The 23,735-nt window shown below is 52.3% G+C and carries 21 protein-coding genes; 9 read left to right on the top strand and 12 right to left on the bottom strand.

The annotated features are described in order from the left end of the window. Nucleotides 1-6: 6 nt before the first annotated feature. From acsF to bchF, 11 genes are read right to left on the bottom strand one after another with little or no spacing between them, the layout of a single operon-like run. Nucleotides 7-1,083: a magnesium-protoporphyrin IX monomethyl ester (oxidative) cyclase gene (gene acsF / locus B9Z32_RS04895; protein ID WP_108420191.1), complete on the bottom strand. Its 1,077-nt coding sequence runs from the start codon at nucleotides 1,081-1,083 to the stop codon at nucleotides 7-9. Between the two features lie 45 nt (nucleotides 1,084-1,128). Beyond that, on the bottom strand, nucleotides 1,129-1,608 hold the full coding sequence (gene puhC, locus B9Z32_RS04890) for a photosynthetic complex assembly protein PuhC (RefSeq protein WP_108420190.1): 480 nt from the start codon (nucleotides 1,606-1,608) through the stop codon (nucleotides 1,129-1,131). Next, nucleotides 1,605-2,285 carry a photosynthetic complex putative assembly protein PuhB gene (gene puhB / locus B9Z32_RS04885; RefSeq protein WP_108420189.1) on the bottom strand — a complete coding sequence of 227 codons (681 nt, stop codon included), beginning with the start codon at nucleotides 2,283-2,285 and terminating at the stop codon, nucleotides 1,605-1,607. The genes puhC and puhB overlap by 4 nt, the downstream gene beginning before the upstream one ends. 54 nt (nucleotides 2,286-2,339) lie before the next feature. After that, nucleotides 2,340-3,101 carry a photosynthetic reaction center subunit H gene (puhA, locus tag B9Z32_RS04880; RefSeq protein ID WP_108420188.1) on the bottom strand — a complete coding sequence of 254 codons (762 nt, stop codon included), beginning with the start codon at nucleotides 3,099-3,101 and terminating at the stop codon, nucleotides 2,340-2,342. A gap of 22 nt (nucleotides 3,102-3,123) precedes the next feature. Then, nucleotides 3,124-4,560, bottom strand: coding sequence for a BCD family MFS transporter (locus tag B9Z32_RS04875; protein WP_108421002.1), 1,437 nt, complete (start codon nucleotides 4,558-4,560; stop codon nucleotides 3,124-3,126). Beyond that, nucleotides 4,557-5,255 carry a magnesium protoporphyrin IX methyltransferase gene (gene bchM / locus B9Z32_RS04870; protein ID WP_108420187.1) on the bottom strand — a complete coding sequence of 233 codons (699 nt, stop codon included), beginning with the start codon at nucleotides 5,253-5,255 and terminating at the stop codon, nucleotides 4,557-4,559. The genes B9Z32_RS04875 and bchM overlap by 4 nt, the downstream gene beginning before the upstream one ends. A gap of 9 nt (nucleotides 5,256-5,264) precedes the next feature. Continuing rightward, nucleotides 5,265-6,173, bottom strand: coding sequence for a ferredoxin:protochlorophyllide reductase (ATP-dependent) iron-sulfur ATP-binding protein (bchL, locus tag B9Z32_RS04865; protein ID WP_108420186.1), 909 nt, complete (start codon nucleotides 6,171-6,173; stop codon nucleotides 5,265-5,267). After that, nucleotides 6,170-9,967 carry a magnesium chelatase subunit H gene (locus tag B9Z32_RS04860; protein ID WP_108420185.1) on the bottom strand — a complete coding sequence of 1,266 codons (3,798 nt, stop codon included), beginning with the start codon at nucleotides 9,965-9,967 and terminating at the stop codon, nucleotides 6,170-6,172. Before B9Z32_RS04860 ends, bchL begins: the two co-directional genes overlap by 4 nt. Then, on the bottom strand, nucleotides 9,936-11,576 hold the full coding sequence (bchB, locus tag B9Z32_RS04855) for a ferredoxin:protochlorophyllide reductase (ATP-dependent) subunit B (RefSeq protein WP_108420184.1): 1,641 nt from the start codon (nucleotides 11,574-11,576) through the stop codon (nucleotides 9,936-9,938). Before bchB ends, B9Z32_RS04860 begins: the two co-directional genes overlap by 32 nt. Nucleotides 11,577-11,589: 13 nt before the next feature. After that, nucleotides 11,590-12,882 carry a ferredoxin:protochlorophyllide reductase (ATP-dependent) subunit N gene (locus B9Z32_RS04850; protein ID WP_108420183.1) on the bottom strand — a complete coding sequence of 431 codons (1,293 nt, stop codon included), beginning with the start codon at nucleotides 12,880-12,882 and terminating at the stop codon, nucleotides 11,590-11,592. After that, nucleotides 12,879-13,439 (bottom strand): 2-vinyl bacteriochlorophyllide hydratase, encoded by a 561-nt coding sequence (bchF, locus tag B9Z32_RS04845; protein ID WP_108420182.1) that lies wholly within the window; start codon nucleotides 13,437-13,439, stop codon nucleotides 12,879-12,881. The genes B9Z32_RS04850 and bchF overlap by 4 nt, the downstream gene beginning before the upstream one ends. Before the next feature lie 196 nt (nucleotides 13,440-13,635). On the opposite strand from bchF, the gene B9Z32_RS04840 reads away from it, so the two are divergent. The 6 genes from B9Z32_RS04840 to B9Z32_RS04815 all read left to right on the top strand — a co-directional run bounded on the left by B9Z32_RS04840 (nucleotide 13,636) and on the right by B9Z32_RS04815 (nucleotide 19,580). Continuing rightward, on the top strand, nucleotides 13,636-14,571 hold the full coding sequence (locus B9Z32_RS04840) for a B12-binding domain-containing protein (RefSeq protein ID WP_108420181.1): 936 nt from the start codon (nucleotides 13,636-13,638) through the stop codon (nucleotides 14,569-14,571). 44 nt (nucleotides 14,572-14,615) lie between these two features. Next, nucleotides 14,616-16,082, top strand: a complete 1,467-nt coding sequence (gene ppsR, locus B9Z32_RS04835) for a transcriptional regulator PpsR (RefSeq protein ID WP_108420180.1) — start codon at nucleotides 14,616-14,618, stop codon at nucleotides 16,080-16,082. A 90-nt stretch (nucleotides 16,083-16,172) separates the two neighbouring features. Further along, nucleotides 16,173-17,069, top strand: coding sequence for a chlorophyll synthase ChlG (chlG, locus tag B9Z32_RS04830; RefSeq protein WP_108420179.1), 897 nt, complete (start codon nucleotides 16,173-16,175; stop codon nucleotides 17,067-17,069). Between the two features lie 9 nt (nucleotides 17,070-17,078). After that, complete coding sequence (locus B9Z32_RS04825; RefSeq protein WP_108420178.1) at nucleotides 17,079-18,287, top strand: geranylgeranyl diphosphate reductase; 1,209 nt, start codon at nucleotides 17,079-17,081, stop codon at nucleotides 18,285-18,287. Then, entirely contained in the window at nucleotides 18,284-18,571 is a 288-nt protein-coding gene (locus B9Z32_RS04820; RefSeq protein WP_108420177.1) for a hypothetical protein, read from the top strand. The genes B9Z32_RS04825 and B9Z32_RS04820 overlap by 4 nt, the downstream gene beginning before the upstream one ends. Then, entirely contained in the window at nucleotides 18,561-19,580 is a 1,020-nt protein-coding gene (locus B9Z32_RS04815) for an NAD(P)H-binding protein (RefSeq protein WP_108420176.1), read from the top strand. The genes B9Z32_RS04820 and B9Z32_RS04815 overlap by 11 nt, the downstream gene beginning before the upstream one ends. A 10-nt stretch (nucleotides 19,581-19,590) precedes the next feature. Here B9Z32_RS04815 and B9Z32_RS04810 read toward each other — a convergent pair whose 3' ends face one another. After that, nucleotides 19,591-20,538, bottom strand: a complete 948-nt coding sequence (locus B9Z32_RS04810; protein ID WP_108420175.1) for an alpha/beta fold hydrolase — start codon at nucleotides 20,536-20,538, stop codon at nucleotides 19,591-19,593. 92 nt (nucleotides 20,539-20,630) lie between these two features. On the opposite strand from B9Z32_RS04810, the gene hemE reads away from it, so the two are divergent. From hemE to hemC, 3 genes are read left to right on the top strand one after another with little or no spacing between them, the layout of a single operon-like run. Then, entirely contained in the window at nucleotides 20,631-21,728 is a 1,098-nt protein-coding gene (gene hemE / locus B9Z32_RS04805; protein ID WP_108421001.1) for a uroporphyrinogen decarboxylase, read from the top strand. Nucleotides 21,729-21,762: 34 nt separating this feature from the next. Continuing rightward, on the top strand, nucleotides 21,763-22,764 hold the full coding sequence (gene hemB / locus B9Z32_RS04800) for a porphobilinogen synthase (RefSeq protein WP_108420174.1): 1,002 nt from the start codon (nucleotides 21,763-21,765) through the stop codon (nucleotides 22,762-22,764). Between the two features lie 13 nt (nucleotides 22,765-22,777). Continuing rightward, nucleotides 22,778-23,716: a hydroxymethylbilane synthase gene (gene hemC, locus B9Z32_RS04795; protein WP_108420173.1), complete on the top strand. Its 939-nt coding sequence runs from the start codon at nucleotides 22,778-22,780 to the stop codon at nucleotides 23,714-23,716. The last annotated feature ends 19 nt before the right edge of the window (nucleotides 23,717-23,735 follow it).

The raw sequence follows: 23,735 nt of genomic DNA, 5'->3' as shown, positions 1-23,735 counted from the left end.
CTCAATTTACCAAGCAGGCGCCATGCGAACTTGTGCTGGTAAATCATGGTGCTTGACTGGCAAGAAGTACAAACGCACAAAAGTGACAGCACCAGAAATAGCCCAGCGCGCGCGTTGCAAGTTGCCTATCAAACCTCCTCTGGCTTTGGCCGCATCCATTTGCGTTTGAGCATGGAACAAATGCGACAAACCGGCTCTGAAGGCTGGATTGTCAATGTCCAAACTGACTGGGAAAACTTGCTTGGTAATTTCGTTGGTAATGCGGAACACTTCGTAGTCGTAAGTAGACGACTCAAGGCCCATCTCATGGTGCAGCATGGGGCGGGTGTGATCGCGCACGAACATGGTGGCATAAACAGCCAACAAGAAGAATCGAATCCAGAACACATTGCCACCGCGCAGCAAGTGTGGATGCGCACGCATGATCAATGCAAATGATTCGCCGTGGCGAAACTCATCGTTGCACCAGCGCTCAAACCAGCGGAAGATGGGGTGGAAACGTTTGTCAGGATTTTTTTCCAGTTGCCGGTAGATGGTGATGTAACGGGCATAACCAATTTTCTCTGACAAGTAGGTTGCATAGAAAATGTATTTGGGCTTGAAGTAGGTATAGGCTTTGGTGCGCTTTAAATCGCCTAAATCAATGCCCAGTCCAAAGTCTTTCAAAGACTGATTGATGAAACTGGCATGACGCGATTCATCGCGCGCCATGTAGCGCATCAATTGTTTGATGTCTGGGTTTTCAACATTTCTGAAAATTTCGTTATAGAGAATGCAACCCGAGAATTCAGAGGTGAGTGATGAGATTAGAAAATCTAAAAACTCTTGGCGCATTTCTGGGCTGACTTGGGAGAAACGTTCAGCCACTTCTTTGGTAAATTCTTCGTCGCGCTGGAAGTGATCGTGGTTGTTGTCGCCCTCATATTCCGCCATCATTTTGTCCCACTCGGCGCGCATGGGAGACATGTCGAGTTTGTCCATGGCTGCAAAGTCGGTGGTGTAAAAGCGAGGGCTGAGCATGGTGCTCTCAACGGCTTTTTGGGACGCTTTTTCAGCAGTATCGATGGTTGTATTCGCTTGCATGAAAGAAAACTCCAGCTTAAAGATATCAGTTAATTCAGGCCTGATTTATTCAGGTTGCATGGCTAAGAATCGAGCGAATTCGGCCGTGTTGGTAGGCCCGAATGACTCCAAATCGACCCTTTGCCCTGTGCTCGGGTCCATCAAGGTCACTCTGCCATCGACGCGGGCAATCAAGTTAAAGGGCTCAGATGAGCCAATACCTCGAGAAAAACGCTCACGGGACAAAGCACGCAAGGCGCCACGCACAAAACCTTGCTCGCCATACAAGACAGTTAAGGTTTGACCCGAAACGCCATCTGCAACTCGAACGCCACCATCTTTTTGATCTTGAAAGAGCAAAGAGCGCTGAACCGTAGGAGCAGCTGCCCTTTGATCAGGTCCATTGCCTGTGATGCGGATAAGACCAACCGCAATGAGAGAGAAAGCCATGATGCCGGCCGCGCAAAAGAGAATCCAGCGTGGAAAGCTGTCGGGTGCGACCGATGCAACAGCTTGTGATGGCTGAACAGAATAAGCTTGACTCATATGGGTCTCACTTGCAGGGGCGTATTATTTTGACGATCGGCTTGCGTCTCGCTGCTGGCGGGAGTGGCGTTGGCGGTCTGGCCTGTGCGCTGTGTCCAAACTTCGCGCAACTTTTCTGCCACAAGCTCAACATCTGGAATGGCACGCAAAGTAGGCTCAGGCTTGGTAATGCGCCAAGGCCGCACGCTGGGCCACAAATGGACCCATCCAATTCGGTCTGAACCTTTCAATGCCAATGTGATGTCGCCAAAGCCCTTGGGAAGGACACGCACATCTGCAGACGCTACTTGCTTCAATGGCAGATTGAATGAAACAGTGAGCACAATGCCCAAACGCATGACCACGCGCTTGTTGGTGATGGTGTACACCGTGGTGCGGGCCGTTAAAGAAGCCAGTAACCAGACAGTGACCATACCGATGACTGCCAGAGGTGCAATCCATTTGATAGACATCAAAATGGCCATGAAGCCAGAACCCGACTCTAGAGCAGGCCAAGCACTGACCAAAATCAGGGCTGCGAAATAAAATGCCAACTTGTTGAAATGAAAGGCTGAAGTGGCCAATGCTCTGACATCGGGTGAGCCCTGCCAGACAATGAACTCATCGCTGGGCAAGCGTTCGGGTAAACCAAACTGTGGTTCAAACTCATATTCATGACCTGAATTTTCGATTGCCATTTTCTTTTCCTCAACAGACTTTCAATTCAACTTCAATTGACGCTGGTCTGAAATTCAGATCAGCGGCTCGCTGCGCTTGGCATCAGCGTAGAAAGTTCCACCGCCGTAATAAGCACTGATTTTTTCCTCTTCCAATTTGGTAATTTGGTCGGGATTTCTCAGCGCAGGTACAGCTGCAAAATGACGCGCATAAATTGAATTCACTTCAATTTGATTTCTGCGAACTCTGGAAAACATCATTGGCAACAAGACAGTTTTGCCACCAGCGATTTCAACTTCCAAATATCGGAACATCATCTCAGCCGAATCAATCCAAATGTCTTTGACAGTGCCGCCTTGTTTGCCATCACCGCCCATGACTGGCAGGCCACGCGGGTCGACATCTTGTGGGGCGACGGTGTATTCACTGACAACGCGAAGTGGCTGAATCAATGGCGTACCATGCAAGGTCATTTCAGGCACATCTTCGCGATTGCTGTATGCGCCTGGACCCACAGCGGCCAGCATGCCATCACCCTTAGGCTCAATGGGCGCGCCAGAAGTGGGGCTGGTGGCCACAGCGTTGTATGCTGGCTGTTTGCGCATCAAGTCGGGCACAGTGACACTTCTGCCACCTTCCAACAAGAAAGTTTTGGGCTCAGGAATCGGAAAGCCCTTGACCACGGCTCTACCGCTGCTGCTGGACTCCATGGGATATCCCTCGCGGTGACCTTCTTGCACAAGATAATAAATAAGACCAGCGAAAAAGATCCAGAACACATACAAGAGTATTTGCGCCAGATCGACATAGCCGGTAATGTTTCCTACGGTTTGCATAACGACTTCTCCTTTTAAACAACTAAATACGAGACTCGGACAAGCCGAGGCTTTGGGGTACAACGGGTGAAACTGAGCGCCTGCGCTTGACCAAGGGGCCAATCGCAATCAGGGTTAAAAACAACAATAGCATTTCAACGTGGTAAACCATGCTGTAGCCCACGGAAGGGTCGGTCAGAGCGGGGCCCAATGCACCTTCAGCGCTGAGTGTGGTGACCACATCGCGCAGTACACCCCCAAAGAACATCGACAGACCCGCAGCCGCCGCTTGAACAGCGCCCCAGGCACCCAATGCCAGTCCGACAAAGGCAGATTCAAGGCGCATGGCGGTGAACAAGGTACCCACCGCAAACAAGCCACCACCAAAACCCACGCCAAAGGCACCAAATCTAAATAACCAGCCGGCATCAAACGGTGCGGAAAAAATAACAGCAGAAAAGGCAGGCAAACCCGCCAAAGCGCCGTAGGCTGCCAAACGCATGGGGTCAATGCCTTTGGCCAACTTTCGTCCTGCCACATAAAAGCCCAGCAATCCACCGCCCGCCAACATGGCCGTCAATGCACTGGTTGCACCAACACTCAGCTTCAAGATTTCGCCGCCATAGGGCTCCAAAATAATGTCTTGCATGTTGAATGCCATGGTGCCAAGGGCTGTGGCCCACAAGAAGCGACGCGCATTTGGAATGGCAATAAATTCTGCCCAGACCTCTCTGAAGGGTCTGCGAATTTCGGTTTTCAATGCTGCGACGCGTGCAGGATTGCGCGGCTCTTGCTTCCAAAGCGCAAAACCATTGAGGATCAAAACCACCAAAGCAGTGCCCTGCACTGTCTGCACCAAATTCTCAGGCGTGAAGTTAGACAGCAAGTAGCTGTAAACCAAGCTGCCAAACACAGCACCTACCAACAGCATGGTGTACAAAAGCGCCACCACACGGGGGCGAGTTTCTTCACTGGCTTGGTCTGTGGCCAGCGCCAAACCCGCTGTTTGCGAAGTTTGCAAGCCTGCACCAACCAGCAAAAATGCCATGGCGGCAGCGCCCTGACCGACCCAATCGGGCACTGGCACTTGGCCGCGACCCGATAGCACCAACAGTGCAAAGGGCATGACGGCCAATCCCAAGAATTGAATCAAGGTGCCGCCCCACATATAAGGCACACGGCGCCAGCCAAACGCCGACACATGCACATCAGACTGATAACCAGTAACGGCACGAAACGGTGCCACCAACAGGGGGAGCGCTAACATCATGGCGACCAGCCAAGCCGATACACCCAGCTCGACAATCATGACGCGGTTCAGGGTGCCAATCATGAGTGCCGTTGTGATGCCCATGGTGAACTTGAACAAAGACAAACGCAGCAAACGCGACATTGGCAAACCTGCGCTGGTCACGTCGGCAAACGGCAACCATGTTGCAGGCAGCTGCTTGACGAACTTTGAGAAAGTCTTGCCGCTCATGAGCGTACCCACTCCATGGCTTTGGATTTGTAGAAGCCACTTGAAACTTTGTGACTGCGTGCACATTGCCAGTTGTTCAATGCGCCGTGTGTTTTCATGAGCTGTGCAATGCGCGTCTCGGCCATGGGCTCAAGCCAAGGAGCACGATCACCGCGGGGCAACAAACGACCCACCGAAATCATGAGTGCCAACATGGGAGTACGTGGCGCAAACGTAAATACAATCGATTGGCTGGTGCGCTCAGCCAACTGCGCCAGTGCATTGACAGCATCTTCAGTGTCATAGTGAATGATGGAGTCCATGGCCACCACATGGTCAAAGTGGCCCAGACGTTTATCGAGCATGTCGCCACTGTGAAACTCCACCAAGTGCGCCACATCCTCTGGAATTCTCTCGCGCGCCAAATCGACCAAGGTGGGAGACAAATCGATGGCCACCACTTCAGCGCCCAGGCGTGCCGCTTCCACCGCCAAAGCACCCGTGCCACAGCCTGCATCCAAAATTCGTTTGCCGCGCAAATCTTCACCAAGCCACGAAACCAAGGTGGCGCGCATTTGATCGCGGCCGGCGCGCACGCTTGCCCGAATGCGGCCGACGGGTGCATCAGAAGTGAGCTTCTCCCAAGCAGCAACTGCCGTCCGATCGAAATAATGTTCGATCTGGCCGCGTCGCTGCACGTAAGTCATTTCATTCATGAGGTAGCCTCAATCAAAACCCAACAGATCAAAAATATCGCGGTCCTTCATGGGAACCGCTGAATAAGTCTCGCCGCCAAACCACAAATTGGCAGCCAAGCGCATGTACTCTTTTTGAACGGCTTCCAACTCGGGTGAGTGTTCCATTTCAAAAAGTGTCGATTTTTTCAAACGACTGCGGCGAATGACATCCAAATCGGGGAAGTGCGCTGCCAGCTTCAAACCAATGCGGTCGTTGTACTTGTCAATTTGATCGGTGGCGGCACTGCGATTGGCAATCACGCCACCCAAGCGCACGTTATAGTTTTTGGCCTTGGCACCAATGGCTTGCACAATGCGGTTCATTGCAAAGATAGAGTCAAAATCGTTGGCTGTGACAATCATGGCGCGATCGGCATGTTGCAAGGGTGCTGCAAAACCACCGCACACCACATCGCCCAGCACATCAAAAATGACCACGTCGGTGTCTTCTAGCAGGTGGTGCTCTTTCAGCAATTTGACGGTCTGACCCACCACATAGCCGCCGCACCCTGTACCTGCGGGCGGGCCGCCAGCTTCCACGCACATCACGCCGTTGTAGCCTTCAAAGACGAAGTCTTCGACGCGCAACTCTTCAGAGTGAAAGTCGACTGTTTCGAGTACGTCGATGACGGTAGGCAGCATCTTCTTGGTGAGCGTGAAGGTGCTGTCGTGCTTTGGATCACAGCCAATTTGCAAAACGCGTTTGCCCATTTTGGAAAACGCGGCAGACAAATTAGACGATGTGGTGCTCTTGCCAATGCCGCCCTTGCCATAAATGGCAAAGACTTTGGCATTGCCAATTTTCACATTAGGGTCAAGCTGAACTTGCAAGCTGCCCTCGCCATCCAATTTGGAATTGCGTTTCACGGTTGGAAACGGTAAGGTTTCAACGTTCATACTGTCGCTCCTTCATAAACGCCTTCAAGGCGATCTTCTAGCTCTTCACTTACCTGGCGAAGGGCTTGCAAGGTCTCGGCATCAGGCTGCCAATAGTTGCGTTCAGACGCTTCGATCAAACGGTTTGCCACTCGGGCAGAGGCCGTGGGATTCAGTTTTGCCATGCGATCGCGCATGGCGGGGTCAAGCATGAATGTCTCAGACAATTGCTTGTATACCCAAGGTTGCACTTGACCTGTGGTGGCAGACCAGCCCATGGTGTTGGTCACATGGGCTTCTATTTGGCGCACGCCTTCGTAGCCATGCTCCAACATGCCCTCATACCACTTGGGGTTGAGCATGCGGGTGCGAATTTCAATGGAGACTTGCTCGTTCAATGAACGAACGGCTGCACTGCCTTTGGTTTGATCGCCAATGTAGACGGTAGGTGTTTGACCTCCCTTGGCCATCTTCACAGCTTGCGTGATGCCGCCCAGAGTGTCAAAGTAATTGTCTACGGTGGTTACGCCTAACTCAAGTGAGTCTAGGTTTTGGTAGGTGAGTTGCACATCGGCCAATGCCGTTTGCAACAGAGCCGTTTGCTGAACTGCTCGGCCAGTACGGCCATAGGCAAAACCTTTGCGACGCTTGTAGGTTTCGGCCAGTTCGTCTTCATCGCCCCAGCGGCTGCTTTCTACCAAGTTGTTCACATTGGAGCCATAGGCGCCTTCTGCATTGCCATACACACGCAAAGCGGCCGTTTCTAAATTGCAGCCGTGTTCTTGCTGATACGCCAAAGCATGCTTGCGAATCCAGTTCATTTCCAGCGGTTCGTCAGCCGACGCCGCCAAGAAAGCGGCCTCTGCCAACAGCTTGATTTGCAAAGGCATGAGGTCTCGGAAAATGCCAGACAAAGTCATGATCACATCAATGCGAGGACGACCTAATTCTTCCAATGAAATGAGGCTTGCGCCTGCAATTCGGCCATAGCTGTCAAAGCGAGGTACAGCACCCATCAAGGCCAAGGCCTGTGCAATGGGTGCGCCTTCGTTTTTCAAGTTGTCACTGCCCCACAGCACCATGGCAATGGATTCTGGCAAGGGGTTGCCGTCGGAACAATGTCGATCGATGAGCAATTGGGCTTGAACTTTGCCATCCTTCACCGCCAAGGCGCTGGGAATGCGGAAGGGATCGAAGCCGTGAATGTTGCGGCCTGTGGGCAACACGGCAGGTGTGCGCAAAATGTCGCCGCCAGGCGCAGGTCGAATGTAGCAAGCGTCTAAAGCGCGCAATATGGCTGACACTTCAGTGTCAACAGACAGGTGGGCCAGTGGTTCAACCAATTGGCGCAAGACCTCTAAGCTTGCGTGGTTGCGATTCAAGCCTGCGGCCTTCAGAGCACGCTCTGGTGAATGACCTTCTACCAAAGCTTCAACAGACGCACGCTCGAGTTGCATACCGTGGTTGGCTTCGGCCATGGCCAGCAACATGTCCACCTGCTGAGCAGCGCTGGGGGCCCGGCCCGCCACATGCAAGCCATGCGGAATGAGGGTGTATTCGAGCTCAAGCATCTCTTCACTCAAGCGCATCATTTTTCGTTCGAGCTCCGCACCCATGCTGGCCGGATCCCATGCGGGTTCTGCAGCCACCAGGTCTAGCTCTGCAGCTTGCGCTTGAATGACCGCAGCCAAATCGACACGTTCACTGTTGCCACTTTCCAGCAAACGCCAGCGCTCAAGCGAAGATTTCAGCTCGTTCAGCCCTTTGTACAAACCAGCTTGTGCAACGGGTGGTGTGAGATAGCTGATGAGGGTAGCGCCAGATCGACGCTTGGCAATTGCGCCTTCTGAAGGGTTGTTGGATGCGTACAAATACACATTGGGCAAATCGTCTATTAAACGATCGGGCCAGCAAGTACCGCTCATGCCCGATTGCTTGCCTGGCATAAACTCAAGTGCGCCATGCGTCCCGAAATGAAGTACTGCATGGGCCTTGAAGTCTTCACGCAGATAGCGATAAAAAGCAGAGAATGCATGCGTGGGCGCCAAGCCTTTTTCAAACAACAAGCGCATGGGGTCGCCTTCATAACCAAATGAAGGCTGCACACTGACCAAGACATTGCCAAACTTCTTACCCAACACAAAGATAGAACTGCCGTTGCTCAACTGACGGCCTGGGGCTGGGCCCCACTGAGCTTCAATTTCTTGAAGCCACCGCTCACGCTTGACATGATCGTCAGCAGAAATCAGGGCATGCACATTGGCATCAGCACCATGTTGTGCAGCATTGCCGAATAACAAAGCATCGCGCAATTCGTCCACACTGGCGGGAACATCCACTTGGTAGCCTTGTGCCTTCATGGCGGAAAGGGTGTGCCAAAGAGATTCAAAAACAGATAAGAAGGCGGCTGTGCCTATGTTGCCTGCATTGGGTGGAAAGTTGAACAACACAATGGCCACATTGCGGTCTTTTCTTTCGCTGCGCTTCAAGGCCACCATCTTGCTAACGCGGGCCGCCAACATGATGGCGCGCTCTGGGCAAGAGTGCATGTCTTGTGCGCTGGTGCTTTCACCAAAAGTGCAGGCATGGTGACAGCCTGTGCAAGTGACACCGGCCGCTCCAGGGCGCCCACCAAATACGATAGGGCTGGTAGAGCCATCGAGTTCTGGAATAGACACCATGATGGTGCTTTCAACTGGGAGCAATCCGCGATCAGAACCACCCCACTGGTCGAGTGTTTGAAATTCAACGGGATGTGCGGACACATAGGGCACATCGAGTTTGGCCAGCACTTCTTCTGCGGCCTTGGCATCGTTGTAGGCTGGGCCACCGACCAGTGAGAAACCACTGAGGGAGACCACCGCATCGACACACACCTGACCATTCTTCATGAAAAACTCATCAATGGCGGGGCGTGAATCGAGGCCTGCTGCAAATGCTGGAATGACTCGCAAGCCTTTTGCCTCGAGTGCAGCAATCACACCGTCGTAGTGGCCCGCATTGCCAGACAACAAATAAGAGCGAAGCAACAAAACGCCCACTGTGCCTTTAACGGGTATACCCTGCGGCAAAGGAACTTGATTGACGTCTTCGCTAAAACGTCCCGCCATGCGGGGGTGGTAAACACCCACTTCAGGATAATCAACGGGGGCTACCACCTTGACCTTGCCACGCAATGATTTGCGCGGACCATCAGCACCGCGGTCTATGAGGTGGCGCACCATGTTCAAAACATTGTCGTCAGACCCACCTAACCAATACTGCAAAGTGATGAAATAGGCCCGAACATCTTGTGCTGTGCCTGGAATAAAGCGCAGCAACTGAGGCAAACGGCGCAACATTTTCATTTGTGAGGCACCGCCTGTTGCAGGCTTGTCTTTGCCACCACCGCGCAATTTTTTGAGCAAGGCCATGGGGCCGCTGGCGGGTTTGCTCATGTCAAACTGGCCAAAACGAGTGAGCTGCGTGACTTCAGTGGCACTGGCCATGCAAACCATGGCATCACAGTTCATGCGCTTTGCGCGCAAATCGTCCAAGATGGGCAAGAAATGATCTTCAAGAAACAGCATGCCGCACAACACAATGTCGGCTGATGCAATATCGGCTTTGCATTTGGCAATGAGGGTATCGTTGCCTGTGTACTCAGAGGCAGCGTGAAGACTCCAAGTCAGGCCCGGAAAATCGCGCTTCAACTGCGCATTGGCCCGATTGAACGAACTCGCAAAGTGCGTGTCCATGGTCACCACCACCAGTTTGATGGGGGTGGCATCACGTATGTTCAGCTTAGGACTGTGAGTAGTAAGCTTTAGATTCATACAGTGTCTCCGTCGTGATCAAAGTCACGCCGCGTTCAATGGCATATTTCTCGGTATTTCGGCGGGCCTTGCCGCGCACAAAAAATGGTATTTTTTTGAGTTCTTTTTCTGCACCGGCATCCCATGCTGCAATCAGGATGCTGGCGTTGGTTTGAGAGGCACCCTGATTCAAAGCAGGTGCATTAATTTGTTCTGGTACTGGCGTTGATGCACTTGCTGATGTACTTGTTGATGCAAACGTTGCAACAGCGGATGCTGCTTGAGCAGTTTGCACATGCACACCGCCACCCAAATGCGATGGCGCAGCATCTTCGTGAAATTCTGAATCACCGCGGAACATGCCAATGAGGTGCTCTTCCAAGCCCATCATCAAGGGATGTACCCAGGTGTCAAACAGCACATTGGCGCCTTCAAATCCCATTTGAGGTGAATAGCGTGCCGGAAAATCTTGAACGTGCACTGGTGCCGAAATGACAGCACAAGGAACGCCTAAACGTTTTGCAATGTGACGCTCCATTTGCGTGCCCAGCACCAACTCAGGATTCAACTCTGCAATTCGCGCTTCAATTTCCAAATAGTCATCGCTGATTAAGGCTTCGACACCATATAACTTGGCGGCTTCACGCACTTCGCGCGCAAACTCACGGCTGTAGGTCCCAATGCCAACAACGGTAAAACCCATTTCCTCAGCAGCCACCTTGGCCGCAGCCACCGCATGCGTGGCATCTCCAAATACAAACACCCGCTTGTTGGTAAGGTAGGTGGAGTCGACTGAACGCGCATACCAAGCCGCGCGAGATTCTGCTTTGGACAAGGCAACTTCTGGGTCAAGTCCAGCCAATTGGGCAACTTCACGCACAAAGTTGCGCGTTGCTGTGGTGCCAATGGGAATGGTTTTGGTAAAGGCTTGGCCAAATTGACGCTGCAGCCACTGTGCACTCAAGTTGGCAATTTCAGGATAGAGCACCACATTGAACTGGGCATCTGCCAAGCGAGCAAGGTCTGCAGGTGTGGCCGACAAAGGTGCTACCACATTGATCTCAACGCCCATGTCTGTGAGCAATTTGCGAATTTCTGTGAGGTCATCGCGATGCCTAAAACCCAATGCAGCGGGTCCTAAAATATTGCAACGTGGTTTGCTGCTTTGGGTCTTTTCAATTTGATCGGCTGGCAAAGCCAAATTGCGAACCAATTGGTAAAACGTTTCTGAGGCGCCCCAGTTTTCTTTGCGCTGATACGAAGGCAACTCCAAAGCCACCACAGGCACTGGCAAATTGAGTGCTTTGCACAATCCACCTGGATCATCTTGAATCAATTCAGCGGTGCAAGAGGCTCCCACCAACATGGCTTTAGGCGAGAAACGCTCAAAGGCCTCGCGGGCTGCAGTCTTGAACAACTCAGCGGTATCGCCGCCCAAATCGCGCGCTTGAAAAGTGGTGTAGGTCACGGGTGGGCGCTTTTGCAAACGCTCAATCATGGTGAACAACAAATCTGCGTAGGTATCACCCTGCGGCGCATGCAAAACGTAATGCACATCTTCCATGGCCGTGGCAATGCGCATTGCGCCCACGTGTGGAGGTCCTTCATAAGTCCAGAGTGTGAGTTGCATGGCTCTGGTTCCTTTAGGCGGCTAGGCGCATTCGGCGCACCAAGGGACGAGTGAACAGTTCGGCCAGATCGCCCGCTTGGTCAAAGCCCTGAATGGGCGTGAACACCAACTCAATGGCCCATTTGGTAGTCATGCCTTCAGACTCCAGAGGATTGGCCAAGCCCAAGCCGCACACCACCATGTCGGGGTGCAAAGCGCGGCAACGGTCAAGTTGTTTTTCAACGTGCTGGCCTTCAGACAAGAAGGTGCCCTCAGGCAACATGGCCAACTCCATGGCCATGTGCTGACGGTGCAAGTAGGGTGTACCCACTTCCAACAATTTCATGCCCAATTCACGGGATAAAAACCGCGCCAGCGGAATTTCAAGCTGCGAGTCTGGGAAGAAGAAAATGCTCTTGCCTTCCAAGTGCAACTTGGCGCGGGACAAGGAGGCTGTGGCTCTGGCTGTAGGAGCTGCCACTGCGGCATCAAAGCGTTCTTTTGCTACACCAAAGGCCGTGGCTGCCGATTGCAACCAAGCTGTGGTGCCTTCTATGCCCAAAGGAAAAGGTGCTGGCAACAAACTGGCGCCGCGTGCTTGCAAAGCCTTAGCGGTATCCGCCAAGAAAGGCTGCGCTAAGAGCAAACGTGTTCCAGGTCCGATGGCCACTTGATCGTCTGCACGGCGGGGCGGGAAAAAGCGAACACGCTCGATGCCCATTTGATGAAAGATGCGCAAAAACTGATCTTCAACCACATCCGCCAAGGTACCCACCACAAGCAACTCTTGAGCAGCATTCACATCGGCTGTTGGAAGTACAGGCACCATGGATGCCAAGCAAGCATCTTCGCCCTGTGTAAACGTAGTTTCAATGCCACTGCCCGAATAATTCAGAACTCGCACATTGGATGCATGCTGAGCAGAAAGCCTAGATGCGGCGCGCGACAAATCAAGCTTGATTACCTCGGACGGGCATGAGCCCACCAAGAACAGCAGCTTGATTTCAGGCCGTCTGGCCAGCAGCTGATTGACCACCCGATCGAGCTCGGTGTTGGCATCTGACAAGCCTGCCAAATCGCGTTCGTCAATGATGGCTGTGGCAAAGCGGGGTTCCGCAAAAATCATCACACCTGCAGCCGATTGAATCAGGTGCGCACAAGTGCGTGAGCCCACCACCAAGAAAAAAGCATCTTGAATTTTTCGATGCAGCCAAATGATGCCTGTTAAGACGCAGAACACTTCGTGTTGTCCGCGCTCGCGCAGAACGGGTGCATCGCTGCAACCGCCGGCTGTGGTGACTGGTACAGGGAAACTCACCACGCTCATGCTGGCATCTCCTGATATCTTGAATGTTTATTCGCAGCTTCTTGTCGCAATTGGGCTTCTTGATCTAAGCGTGCCGCGCGCAATTTCAGAATGAATTGACCTGCATTCACCACATACGTGGCATAAGCGGCAAGAGCCAAATACATCAACTCAGCACCCTGAAGTTTGTTCGTGTACATGGCATACAAATAGGCGGTGTGCAATGCCAGCACCAGCATGCTGAAAACGTCCTCCCAGTAGAAAGAAGGCGCAAACAAATAACGGCCAAATACAACTTTTTCCCAGATGCAGCCTGTGACCATGATGGTGTAGAGCGCCAATGTTTTAACCACCACGCTTTCATTGGCAATTTCTAAGCCTTCGCCAGTGAATAAATACCTCAAGACAAGACCTAGGCTGCCCAAAAAAATGAAAAACTGAATAGGTGCCAACAAACCTTGCACGAAAGTCCAATAGGTGCCATCGCGGCGCAGCCGTTCTTCTGGGGTGTAAAGCGGTCGGCGCGCCTTGACCGCGCTTTCGCTTGCGTTTGTCAAAGTTGGGGTTTTTTCGGACATGGGGGCAATTTATTCCCTCTTTCCCAACTTGTCAACTTTGATTGACGTAAATACTTAGTTACATATGTTTTAATTCCCGACTGTTTTAGTGGGATAAAAATAAGCTTTGACCTAAGTCAATTCAAAGCGTAAAAGAGTCAAAAGATGAAATGAATACGCTGCTGGGCTAAGTTCTTTCAGCATGTAGGAGACACCAATGGACAATTCAAATCAGCGTAATGGGAACAAGGCCCAAGGGTCCCCTTACCCTGAAAACAGTGAAGCGGGGCATTGGCGCGGTTTCGGCGAGCCGGCCAATAGCCGCTTCGATGGCACGCCGGGTGTTGCCCCTATCCCTGCGCCAGCCAGCTCTACCGTGGCACTTTTGGCGCGAACTATTCAGAATGAAATCATCCCTAGGTTGATGATGGCCCATCGCACGCCCATTGAGTGTGCTATGCCCAATTTGGTCATGCCATACAGCATCACCCCCACAGATGTCACCAACTTTGTCAATCTTTTGCTAGAAGGTCGGCAAGCTGAGGGTCTGGTTTGGATTGATGAAGCACGCGCCAAAGGCGTCAGCATCGAATCGATCTTTTTAAACCTGTTAGCCCCTGCAGCCAGGCAATTGGGCGAGCTTTGGGAAGACGATGAACGCGACTTCACTGAAGTTACGCTGGGATTGGCCGAACTGCACAAAATTCTGCATGTCTTGCCCTCCATGAGTGAGCTGCATGAACAATATGTTCCAAATGGCTTGAGTATTTTGCTAATGCCATCGCCTGGCGACCAGCACACCTTGGGTTTGGCCATGGTGGCCGAATTTTTCCAGCGCGATGGCTGGGCCGTCGATGGCGGTACTTTTGCCGCCGCCGACAATCCAGCACTTTTGGTCAAGGCCAAGCACTACGATGCTGTTGGATTTTCATTGGCAACAGGTCTCGGATTTAACCGTTTGAAAGAATGCATTTCAGCCATTCGGCAATCAGTCAGCCCTGATAAATTGTGCATAATTGTTGGTGGTCCTTACTTTGCTACTAACCCAGACAAAGTCAGCTTAGTTGGAGCCGATCTCTTTGTCCAAGAAGCCAACCTAGCACCTGAGCTGGTCCAAAAACACATTCAAGCCAAAGCTAAAGCCAACGCCTAAGCCTCAATCTAAACCATTCAACTTAACCTACTAAAGCAAACCCTATGAACACAAGTTTTCAAACAGCATCGGAGCAATCGCCCGGGCGCTTTGAAAATGCACAGGGCCTTTTTGGGCACTTGGATGCCAATGTCATTTCCAATTTGATCACCACGACCGCAGATGTGGTGCTCGTCATGGATGAAAATGGGCTCATTGAAGACGCCGCATTTGCCAACGAGGAACTGCTCACCATTGGCCGAACGCACTGGGTTGGCAAGCCCTGGGGGCAAACAGTCACCGAGGAAAGCCGAACCAAGGTCAACGCCTTGCTCAGAGACATGGCCAGCGACAAAAGCACCAAGTGGCGGCAACTCAACCAATGGGCTGACAATGGTACCGACCTGCCTTTGTCCTATTCGGTCATCACTTTGCCATCTGGCAAAACAGATGGCCGTGTTCGTGCATTGGCCTTTGGCCGTGACCTGCGTCCCCAAGCTGCTCTTCAGCAAAAAGTGCTCAACGCCCAACGCGCCATGGAGCGCGACTACTGGCACCTTAAAAACGTTGAGACTCGCTACCGCTTGTTGTTTCAGGTTTCATCTGAAGCCATGCTCATTCTCAATGCCGACACTTCAAAGTTAGAAGACAGCAACCCTGCCGCATTTGAATTGCTGGGCGGCGACCTGCACAAATCGGGTTGGTCTATCGCATCAAGTTTGGACAAAGCCAGTTCAACGGCCTTGAACAAAGCTTTTGCAGAGTTGCTTGCCAGCGGCCAATCAAACCCTGTTGCTTTAACCCTGCCTCAGGGAGAAATCAAAGTATTGGCACATGTTTCACTTTTCCGTCAGGAAAAGTCGGCTCACTTTCTCATCCGCCTTTTGCCAATTCAGACGCGTCCAGCATTGTCTGCCAACAACCAAACACGACAGTTGTTGTCAGAGGTCATGGAGAGTGCCCCCGACGCATTGGTTGTCACCGATCTGAATGGCATTGTTCTCTCAGCCAATCGCTCCTTTTTGCAGATGGCGCAAGTCAGCAACGAAGCCCTGATTCAAGGCGAGCCGCTAGACCGATGGCTTGGTCGGGCCGGCGTGGACATGAAGGTTTTGATATCTAACTTGAAGCAGCGCGATGTTGTAAGATTGTTTGCTACTCGGATGCGGGGTGATCTTGGCTCTGCCACGGAGGTTGAAGTTTCTGCCGTCTCAGTAGGAAGTGGTGAACAACCCTGTTTGGGGTTCACCATCCGAGACATCAGTTTGCGCTTGGGGTCAGAGTCCAAATCTAGCAACGATGTGTTCAGATCAAAGGGGCAAATGACCGAACTGGTAGGACGTGTTCCGCTCAAAGACATTGTGAGCGAAACCACCGACCTGATCGAGCAAATGTGCATTGAAGCCGCACTTGAACTCACTGGCGACAACCGTTCTTCAGCCGCAGAAATGCTGGGCCTGTCACGCCAAAGCTTGTACGTCAAACTGCGCCGCTTCGGCATCAACGTACCAGACAACGAGCCAGAAGCCTAAACCGCACCCTTCACTTTGAGGCACCCTAACCACGGTGCCCTCGGTGTAAACCATAGGATGTGTAAATTTTACTTGACACTTCAATGTGTCATGAGTAAAACACATACCATGGCCCTCCCTCAACTTTCAGCTGTCACTGAGTTATTCAAACCCATCACTTGGTTCCCGCCAATGTGGGCGTTTGCTTGCGGTATTGTGGCCTCGGGTGTTGCCATGGATGGCAAATGGCTATTGGCCATTATTGGCATTGCATTGGCCGGCCCCTTTGTGTGCGCCACCAGCCAAGCAGTCAACGATTGGTTTGACCGGCATGTCGATGCCATCAATGAACCCCAACGCCCTATTCCCTCTGGCCGCATGCCAGGCCGCTGGGGCCTCTACATCGCCATTGTGTGGACCTTGGTTTCATTGGCTGTGGCCAGCTTGTTGGGGCCTTGGGGCTTTGGCGCAGCGGTGGTCGGATTGGCTCTGGCATGGGCCTACAGCGCACCGCCTTTTCGATTGAAAGAAAACGGCTGGTGGGGCAATGCGGCTTGCGGCATCAGTTATGAGGGCATTGCATGGGCCACCGGCGCTGCTGTGATGGCGGGCGGCCAAATGCCTGACAAACGCTCCTTGTTGCTGGCATTTTTGTACAGCATCGGCACCCACGGCATCATGACCCTGAATGACTTCAAAGCGGTTCAAGGTGATCGCGAAATGGGTGTGCGTTCACTGCCAGTTCAACTGGGCGTTCAGTCGGCTGCAGGCGTGGCTTGTTGGTTCATGGCTTTGCCGCAAGTCTTTGTGATTATTTTGTTGTTTGCTTGGGGCTGTCCTGCGCACGCTCTGGCAGTGACTGTCTTGCTGGGCATTCAGCTTTTGATGATGGACTATTTTTTAACGCGTGTGATGCAACGCGCCCTTTGGTACAGCGGTTTTGGTGTGCCATTTTTTGTAGCGGGCATGATGGTCAGCGCCTTCGCCCTGCGCGGTTTACTTTCATAAGGTGATGTCATGAGCTCCATAGAAACATTCGACGTTGTGGTGGTGGGTGGCGGTCCTGCAGGCGCTACGGCGGCGCACACATTGGCCAAGCGAGGACATTCGGTTTTGTTGCTGGACAGGGCAGGTCGCATCAAACCTTGTGGCGGCGCCATTCCGCCACGCCTCATCAAAGACTATGAAATCCCAGACCATCTGCTGGTGGCCAAGGCAAAATCTGCACGCATGATTTCCCCGAGCAACCATGGCGTTGACATTCCCATCGACAACGGCTTTGTGGGCATGGTAGATCGCGCTGAATTTGACGAGTGGTTGCGCGTCCGTGCTGCCAGTGCAGGCGCTGTCAGGCGCATTGGCACCTTTGAGAAGCTCACGCGCGATGAAGACGGTTTGAGCATTTTGCATTTTGAAGCCCGTGAGCACCAACAACGCGGCGGCGGCAAGCCTGCCATGGTGAAAGCGCGCACCATCATTGGCGCAGATGGTGCGAAGTCACAAGTTGGAAGACAAGGGGGCGTAACAGGCGCAGCCGAGACGCAATACGTGTTTGCGTACCACGAAATTGTGAAAGCGCCAGCAGTGAAGCCTGCAGGCTATGACGACACTCGCTGTGACGTTTATTACCAAGGCAAGTTGTCACCCGACTTTTATGGCTGGGTGTTTCCGCATGGCGACACCTTGAGCATTGGCACTGGCAGTGCCGACAAAGGATTTTCACTGCGCAATGCGGTGGGCGAATTGCGCAATGCATCGGGCTTAGGCAACAGCGAAGTCCTCAGACGTGAAGGTGCGCCATTGCCCATGAAGCCTTTAAAAAAATGGGACAACGGCCGTGATGTGGTGTTGGCTGGCGATGCAGCCGGCGTGGTAGCGCCTGCATCAGGCGAAGGTATTTACTACGCCATGTACAGCGGTGAGCTAGCGGCCTATGCCGTTGAAAAGGTACTGCACACAGGCGACGCTAAAAATTTGCAAATGGCTCGCAAACAATTTATGAAAGAGCACCGCACTGTGTTTACGGTGCTGGGCATCATGCAATGGTTTTGGTACAGCAGCGAAAAGCGACGCGAACGCTTTGTCAAAATGTGCGAAGACCGCGATGTGCAGCAACTCACGTTTGAGTCGTACATGAATAAAAAATTGGTGCGCAAAAAACCAATGGCACACGTGAAGATTTTCTTCAAAGACATGGCGCACTTGTTGGGCTTGGCGAAAGTGTGAACCTAGAAGATATTTACCAATCGACCTTGGTGGTCGACATTGCAATTGGCTTTATCGTCATCGAAACTTTTGCATTGTGGGCCTTTCACCAACTCACAGGGCGCGGCTTGGTGGTGCAAGATGTTTTGTTAACCATCCTTTCGGGCCTGTCACTCATGCTGGCGTTGCGCTGCGCACTAACACCTGGGTTCTGGCCCGGCATGGCTTTGTTTTTAATCACAGCTGGTTTAGCCCACGGGGCTGATTTGCGCGCACGCGCCAAAGCCAAAAGAGATGGCTACTAACGCACCCTTGAATACGCCAGCCAGGCAACGTGTCTTGGTATTGGGCGCCACAGGCACCATTGGTCAAGCTGCCGTTAAATCTTTGCTGCGCGAAGGTCACGAGGTGGTGTGCTTCATTCGCGCTAAGGCAGGCGTGAATGGCAAACTCACATTGCAAGATTGGCAAACGCGATTGCCCGGCGCTATTTTCCGAACAGGTGATGTCACTGATTCAAAGTCTCTTGTCCAAGATGGCTTTGCGGGCGAACATTTTGATACGGTCATGTCTTGTTTGGCCTCCCGCACTGGCAATCCCAAAGATGCATGGGCCATTGACCATGCTGCGCACATACTGACATTGCAGGTAGCCAAAGACGCAGGTGTGCAACACTTTGTCTTGCTCTCGGCCATTTGCGTGCAAAAACCTCTGCTCGCGTTTCAGCATGCCAAATTGGCCTTTGAAGACGCCTTGGTGATGTCGGGCATGCGCTATGCCATCGTTAGGCCCACTGCATTTTTCAAATCACTTTGCGGTCAAATAGACCGGGTTAGAAAGGGCAAACCTTTTTTGTTGTTTGGCGATGGCCAACTCACGGCCTGCAAACCCATCAGTGACCAAGATCTGGGCAACTATTTGGCGCAGTGTGTCACCGACCCCGCGCTGCACAATCGCATTTTGCCCATCGGGGGGCCCGGTCCTGCCATCACGCCTTTGCAACAGGGCGAATACCTTTTCTCATTGCTCGGTAAAACGCCCAAGTACAGCCACGTGCCAGTCAAAATGATGGATGCCATCATTGGCACTTTGTCTTTGTTGGGCCACCTCATTCCAACTTTGGCCAACAAAGCTGAATTGGCCCGCATCGGTCGCTACTACGCCACCGAATCGATGTTGGTTTGGGACGAGACCCAAGGCCGCTACGATGCAGACGCCACCCCCTCCACGGGACAAGACACTCTGTGGGATTGCTACCAAGCTTTGGTCAGCGGCAAAGCAAGTTTAGAACGCGGTGATCACGCAGTTTTTTAAAGTCCAAACATCATGGCTTGATTGCCAATAACTGAGCGTCCAGAAACTGTTTCACTGCGGCCAGACCATTTTCTGCTTGCTCTTCTTGCAACAAGTGCCCCAAATTGGGAATCACGATGGTGGTCGAGTTTGACAAAACACCTGCATAGCTCTGAGCATTGGCACTTGGAATCATCTGGTCCTGCGCACCCCATAAAAGCAGCGTTGGCGCTTTGATGTTCTTCAGACGCGGCACAGGATCTGTGTAAATGGTTTGGTTCGATCTGTCCAAAATAGCACCCCGCACGCCGGGTGCCCTGAGCATGTCGTAATAGCGATTCACCAAGGCCTCATTCAATGCTTTGACATCCACAAACGCCGGTTCAATTGATTTTTGAACAAAGTATTTGGGTAAAAAATATTGAATAACGCCCATGACGGCTGGCACTTCATAAGGCTTGCTGCCAATGTCTTTGGCTTCTGGAAAACCATCCGGAGCCATGAGTACCAAGGCTTGTACACGTTCGGGCTGAGAGGCTGCCAAGGACCAAGCCATTTTCCCGCCCATGGAGTGGCCGATGATTGAGAACTTGTCCAAGCCTAGTTTGTCGGCAAACTGGGTGAGCAAGGCGAGGTCGTTTTCTTCAGAATAGTTCCGCGATGGGCTGGCACCAGTAAGGCCGAACCCAGGCAAATCGAGCCTGATCACGCGATAGCTTGTCTCTAACTTCAGCGCCCATTCATCCCATGTTTGCAAGCTCGAACCAAAGCCATGCAACAACAGCAAAGCTGGCGCATCTTTAGGACCCGACTCTTTGTAGTGCAGCCTCAAGCCATCCACTTCCATCGTCTGAGACTTTGAGGCGGCATAGCGCTGCTCCAGCTCAGCGCGGTCTAGATCGGGGGTCCAGAGGCTGAACAGGGCAATGGCCAACAAAACAAGCCCAGTGTCTATGTATGTTTTCAAAGGACGTGACATGTTTCAAGAAAGGGGTTTAATTTAACTAGAATTGACAAATCGTCAAGTTAAATTGACACTTTATGGATTCTAAAAAAAATACATCCATTTGTATGGCAACTCTTTTACAAAATGACAGCTTTCTACGAGCTTGCTTAAGACAAGCCACTGATCACACGCCAGTCTGGCTCATGCGGCAAGCGGGTCGTTATTTGCCGGAGTACCGAGCAACGCGTGAAAAAGCCGGCAGCTTCATGGGCTTGGCAACCGACAAAGACTTTGCCACGGAGGTCACACTTCAGCCTCTGGACAGGTATGCCCTCGACGCAGCCATTTTGTTCTCCGATATTCTCACAGTGCCTGATGCCATGGGCTTGGGCCTTCATTTCGCACAAGGTGAAGGACCTCGCTTCGAAAAAGTGGTGCGAGATGAAGCCTCTGTGGCTGCACTTCACGTGCCAGACATGAACAAATTGAAATATGTGTTTGATGCTGTCACGTCTATCCGAAGCGCCTTGAATGGACGGATGCCCTTAATTGGCTTTTCAGGGAGTCCTTGGACCCTCGCGTGTTACATGGTTGAGGGCGCAGGATCAGATGACTACCGGCATGTCAAAAGCTTGATGTACAGCCGCCCTGACTTGATGCATCAAATTTTGAAAATCAATGCGCTGTCTGTCGCAGATTATTTGAATGCACAAATAGACGCGGGCGCTCAAGCTGTCATGATCTTTGACAGCTGGGGCGGCGTACTGGCCGATGGGGCTTTTCAGCAATTCAGCCTTCACTACACTTCGATGGTGTTGTCTCGTCTCAAAACGCATTCAGAGGGGCGCCAAATTCCCCGAATCGTCTTTACCAAAGGTGGCGGCCTGTGGCTAGAAGAAATGAAACATTTGGATTGTGAAGTTCTGGGCCTCGACTGGACCATGAATTTAGGCAAAGCACGTGCCTTGGTGGGCGGCAATGTGGGCGGCCCTGGCAAAGCGCTTCAAGGCAATATAGACCCCAATGTCTTGTTTGCACCGCCTGCAAGCATTGAGCTGGAGGTTAAGCGCGTTTTAGACAGCTTTGGCGCACCGCACACTGACATGAATCAAACTGGCCCTACTCATATTTTCAATTTGGGACATGGCATTCATCAGAACACGCCTCCAGAGCACGTCACATCGCTCATCGAGGCCGTCCACAAACATTCTTCGCGAAAATAATCAGACCTCTCAAACCCTTTCAAGCAAGCACATCATGACAACACCCTTTCCACTCAGTAGACCCCGTCGTTTGCGCCGTGACGATTTCAGCCGCAGATTGGTTCGCGAACACGCATTGAGCGTGAATGATTTGATTTATCCGGTATTTGTTTTAGAAGGCGAAAACAGGCGCGAGCCCGTGGCGTCGATGCCCGGCGTAAAGCGCTTGAGCCTCGACTTGTTGCTCAACGTGGCACAAGAGTGTGTGAACTTGGGCATCCCAGTGATGGCGCTTTTCCCAGTCATTAGCAGCCACCTCAAGACACCCGATGGCAAAGAGGCTACCAACCCACAGGGCCTCATTCCGCATGTGGTTGCCACCCTTAAAAAGAAGTTTCCTGCGCTTGGCATCATGACCGACATTGCGCTTGACCCCTACACCAGCCACGGCCAAGATGGCTTGCTGGATGAGTCTGGCTACATCCTGAACGACATCACAGTAGAAGTGTTGAAGCAGCAGGCCCTGACTCACGCCGCAGCGGGCGTTGACATTGTGGCGCCCAGCGACATGATGGATGGCCGAATTGGCGCCATTCGCCAAGTCCTCGAAGATCAAGGTCACATTCACACACGCATCATGGCTTACAGCGCCAAATATGCCAGTGCTTTTTATGGGCCATTTCGCGATGCCGTCGGCTCTGCTGCCAACCTCGGCAAGAGCGACAAAAAAACATACCAAATGGACCCAGGCAATTCAGATGAGGCCCTGCGAGAAGTAGGTTTGGACATTGCAGAAGGTGCCGACATGGTCATGGTCAAACCTGGCATGCCTTACTTGGACATTGTGCGCCGCGTCAAAGACGAATTCAAAGTACCCACCTTTGCCTACCAAGTGTCGGGGGAATATGCCATGCTGAAAGCGGCTGCCCAAAACGGATGGCTAGACCACGATGCTGTCATGATGGAAAGTTTGCTGGCTTTCAAACGCGCGGGTGCCGATGGCATCCTCACTTACTTCGCCATCGATGCCGCCAAAAAGCTCAAAGCGTCTACTTAATTCTTGATCTTCTATGACCTCCAAAATCATCATTGCAACACGCGAAAGCCGACTGGCCTTGTGGCAGGCCAATCATGTCAAGCATCTGCTGGAGGCTCAAGGGCATGAGGTCTCCCTGTTGGGCATGACCACCATGGGGGATCAAATTCTGGACCAACCTCTGAGCAAGGTGGGCGGCAAGGGCCTGTTCATCAAAGAGCTCGAGGTTGCGTTGGACCAAGGCACCGCGCACATTGCTGTTCACTCTTTGAAAGATGTGCCCATGGATTTGCCTGAGGGTTTTGAGCTCAATTGCATACTTGAGCGTGAAGACCCGCGAGACGCTTGGGTGTCACCACATTTTGAAAGCCTCGAAAGTTTGCCGCTCGGCTCTGTAGTGGGCACTTCAAGCTTGCGCCGCACGGTTTTGCTTCAAGCTTTGCGCCCTGACCTCCAAATTGCGGCCCTCCGCGGCAACTTAGACACTCGCCTGAGAAAACTCGATGAAGGCCAATATGCTGGCATTGTGTTGGCCACTGCAGGCTTGAAACGACTGGGCTTGAACGATCGAATTCGACAATCATTTTCTTTAGACGCCATGATTCCTGCTGCGGGTCAAGGCGCCATTGGCATTGAAATTTGCGCCAATCGACCTGAGCTTGCACGCATTTTGGAGCCCTTAAATCACCTCACGACGGCGGTGCGGGTGTACGCAGAAAGAGGCGTTAGCCGAACCATGGGGGGCAGTTGCTCCATGCCCTTGGCAGCGCACGCCACTCTCACTGGCAACACGCTTTCCATCCATGCAGCATGGGGCGACCCACTTCAGCCCAAGGCAGCACTGATCCATGCCAAAGATCAATGCAGCATCGATCTTCAGTCGAAGGATGTCCTTCAGCAGGCCAGCCAACTGGGTGTAACGGTAGCCAACAAACTCATTGATCAAGGGGCCATCAAAGCTGTACAGTCATGACCATGATATTAGGACATTC

The sequence above is a fragment of the Limnohabitans sp. MMS-10A-178 genome (assembly GCF_003063375.1).
In the GTDB taxonomy this organism is placed as follows: domain Bacteria; phylum Pseudomonadota; class Gammaproteobacteria; order Burkholderiales; family Burkholderiaceae_C; genus Limnohabitans_A.
The sequence above is the reverse complement of the archived record's forward strand: the minus strand, read 5'-3'. Positions and strand labels throughout refer to the sequence as shown.

Bases quoted from the DNA above. Each gene is read 5' to 3' on its own strand.
- acsF (WP_108420191.1), bottom strand. From the start codon at position 1,083: ATGCAAGCGAATACAACCATCGATACTGCTGAAAAAGCGTCCCAAAAA.
- puhC (WP_108420190.1), bottom strand. From the start codon at position 1,608: ATGAGTCAAGCTTATTCTGTTCAGCCATCACAAGCTGTTGCATCGGTC.
- puhB (WP_108420189.1), bottom strand. From the start codon at position 2,285: ATGGCAATCGAAAATTCAGGTCATGAATATGAGTTTGAACCACAGTTT.
- puhA (WP_108420188.1), bottom strand. From the start codon at position 3,101: ATGCAAACCGTAGGAAACATTACCGGCTATGTCGATCTGGCGCAAATA.
- B9Z32_RS04875 (WP_108421002.1), bottom strand. From the start codon at position 4,560: ATGAGCGGCAAGACTTTCTCAAAGTTCGTCAAGCAGCTGCCTGCAACA.
- bchM (WP_108420187.1), bottom strand. From the start codon at position 5,255: ATGAATGAAATGACTTACGTGCAGCGACGCGGCCAGATCGAACATTAT.
- bchL (WP_108420186.1), bottom strand. From the start codon at position 6,173: ATGAACGTTGAAACCTTACCGTTTCCAACCGTGAAACGCAATTCCAAA.
- B9Z32_RS04860 (WP_108420185.1), bottom strand. From the start codon at position 9,967: ATGAATCTAAAGCTTACTACTCACAGTCCTAAGCTGAACATACGTGAT.
- bchB (WP_108420184.1), bottom strand. From the start codon at position 11,576: ATGCAACTCACACTCTGGACTTATGAAGGACCTCCACACGTGGGCGCA.
- B9Z32_RS04850 (WP_108420183.1), bottom strand. From the start codon at position 12,882: ATGAGCGTGGTGAGTTTCCCTGTACCAGTCACCACAGCCGGCGGTTGC.
- bchF (WP_108420182.1), bottom strand. From the start codon at position 13,439: ATGTCCGAAAAAACCCCAACTTTGACAAACGCAAGCGAAAGCGCGGTC.
- B9Z32_RS04840 (WP_108420181.1), top strand. From the start codon at position 13,636: ATGGACAATTCAAATCAGCGTAATGGGAACAAGGCCCAAGGGTCCCCT.
- ppsR (WP_108420180.1), top strand. From the start codon at position 14,616: ATGAACACAAGTTTTCAAACAGCATCGGAGCAATCGCCCGGGCGCTTT.
- chlG (WP_108420179.1), top strand. From the start codon at position 16,173: ATGAGTAAAACACATACCATGGCCCTCCCTCAACTTTCAGCTGTCACT.
- B9Z32_RS04825 (WP_108420178.1), top strand. From the start codon at position 17,079: ATGAGCTCCATAGAAACATTCGACGTTGTGGTGGTGGGTGGCGGTCCT.
- B9Z32_RS04815 (WP_108420176.1), top strand. From the start codon at position 18,561: ATGGCTACTAACGCACCCTTGAATACGCCAGCCAGGCAACGTGTCTTG.
- B9Z32_RS04810 (WP_108420175.1), bottom strand. From the start codon at position 20,538: ATGTCACGTCCTTTGAAAACATACATAGACACTGGGCTTGTTTTGTTG.
- hemE (WP_108421001.1), top strand. From the start codon at position 20,631: ATGGCAACTCTTTTACAAAATGACAGCTTTCTACGAGCTTGCTTAAGA.
- hemB (WP_108420174.1), top strand. From the start codon at position 21,763: ATGACAACACCCTTTCCACTCAGTAGACCCCGTCGTTTGCGCCGTGAC.
- hemC (WP_108420173.1), top strand. From the start codon at position 22,778: ATGACCTCCAAAATCATCATTGCAACACGCGAAAGCCGACTGGCCTTG.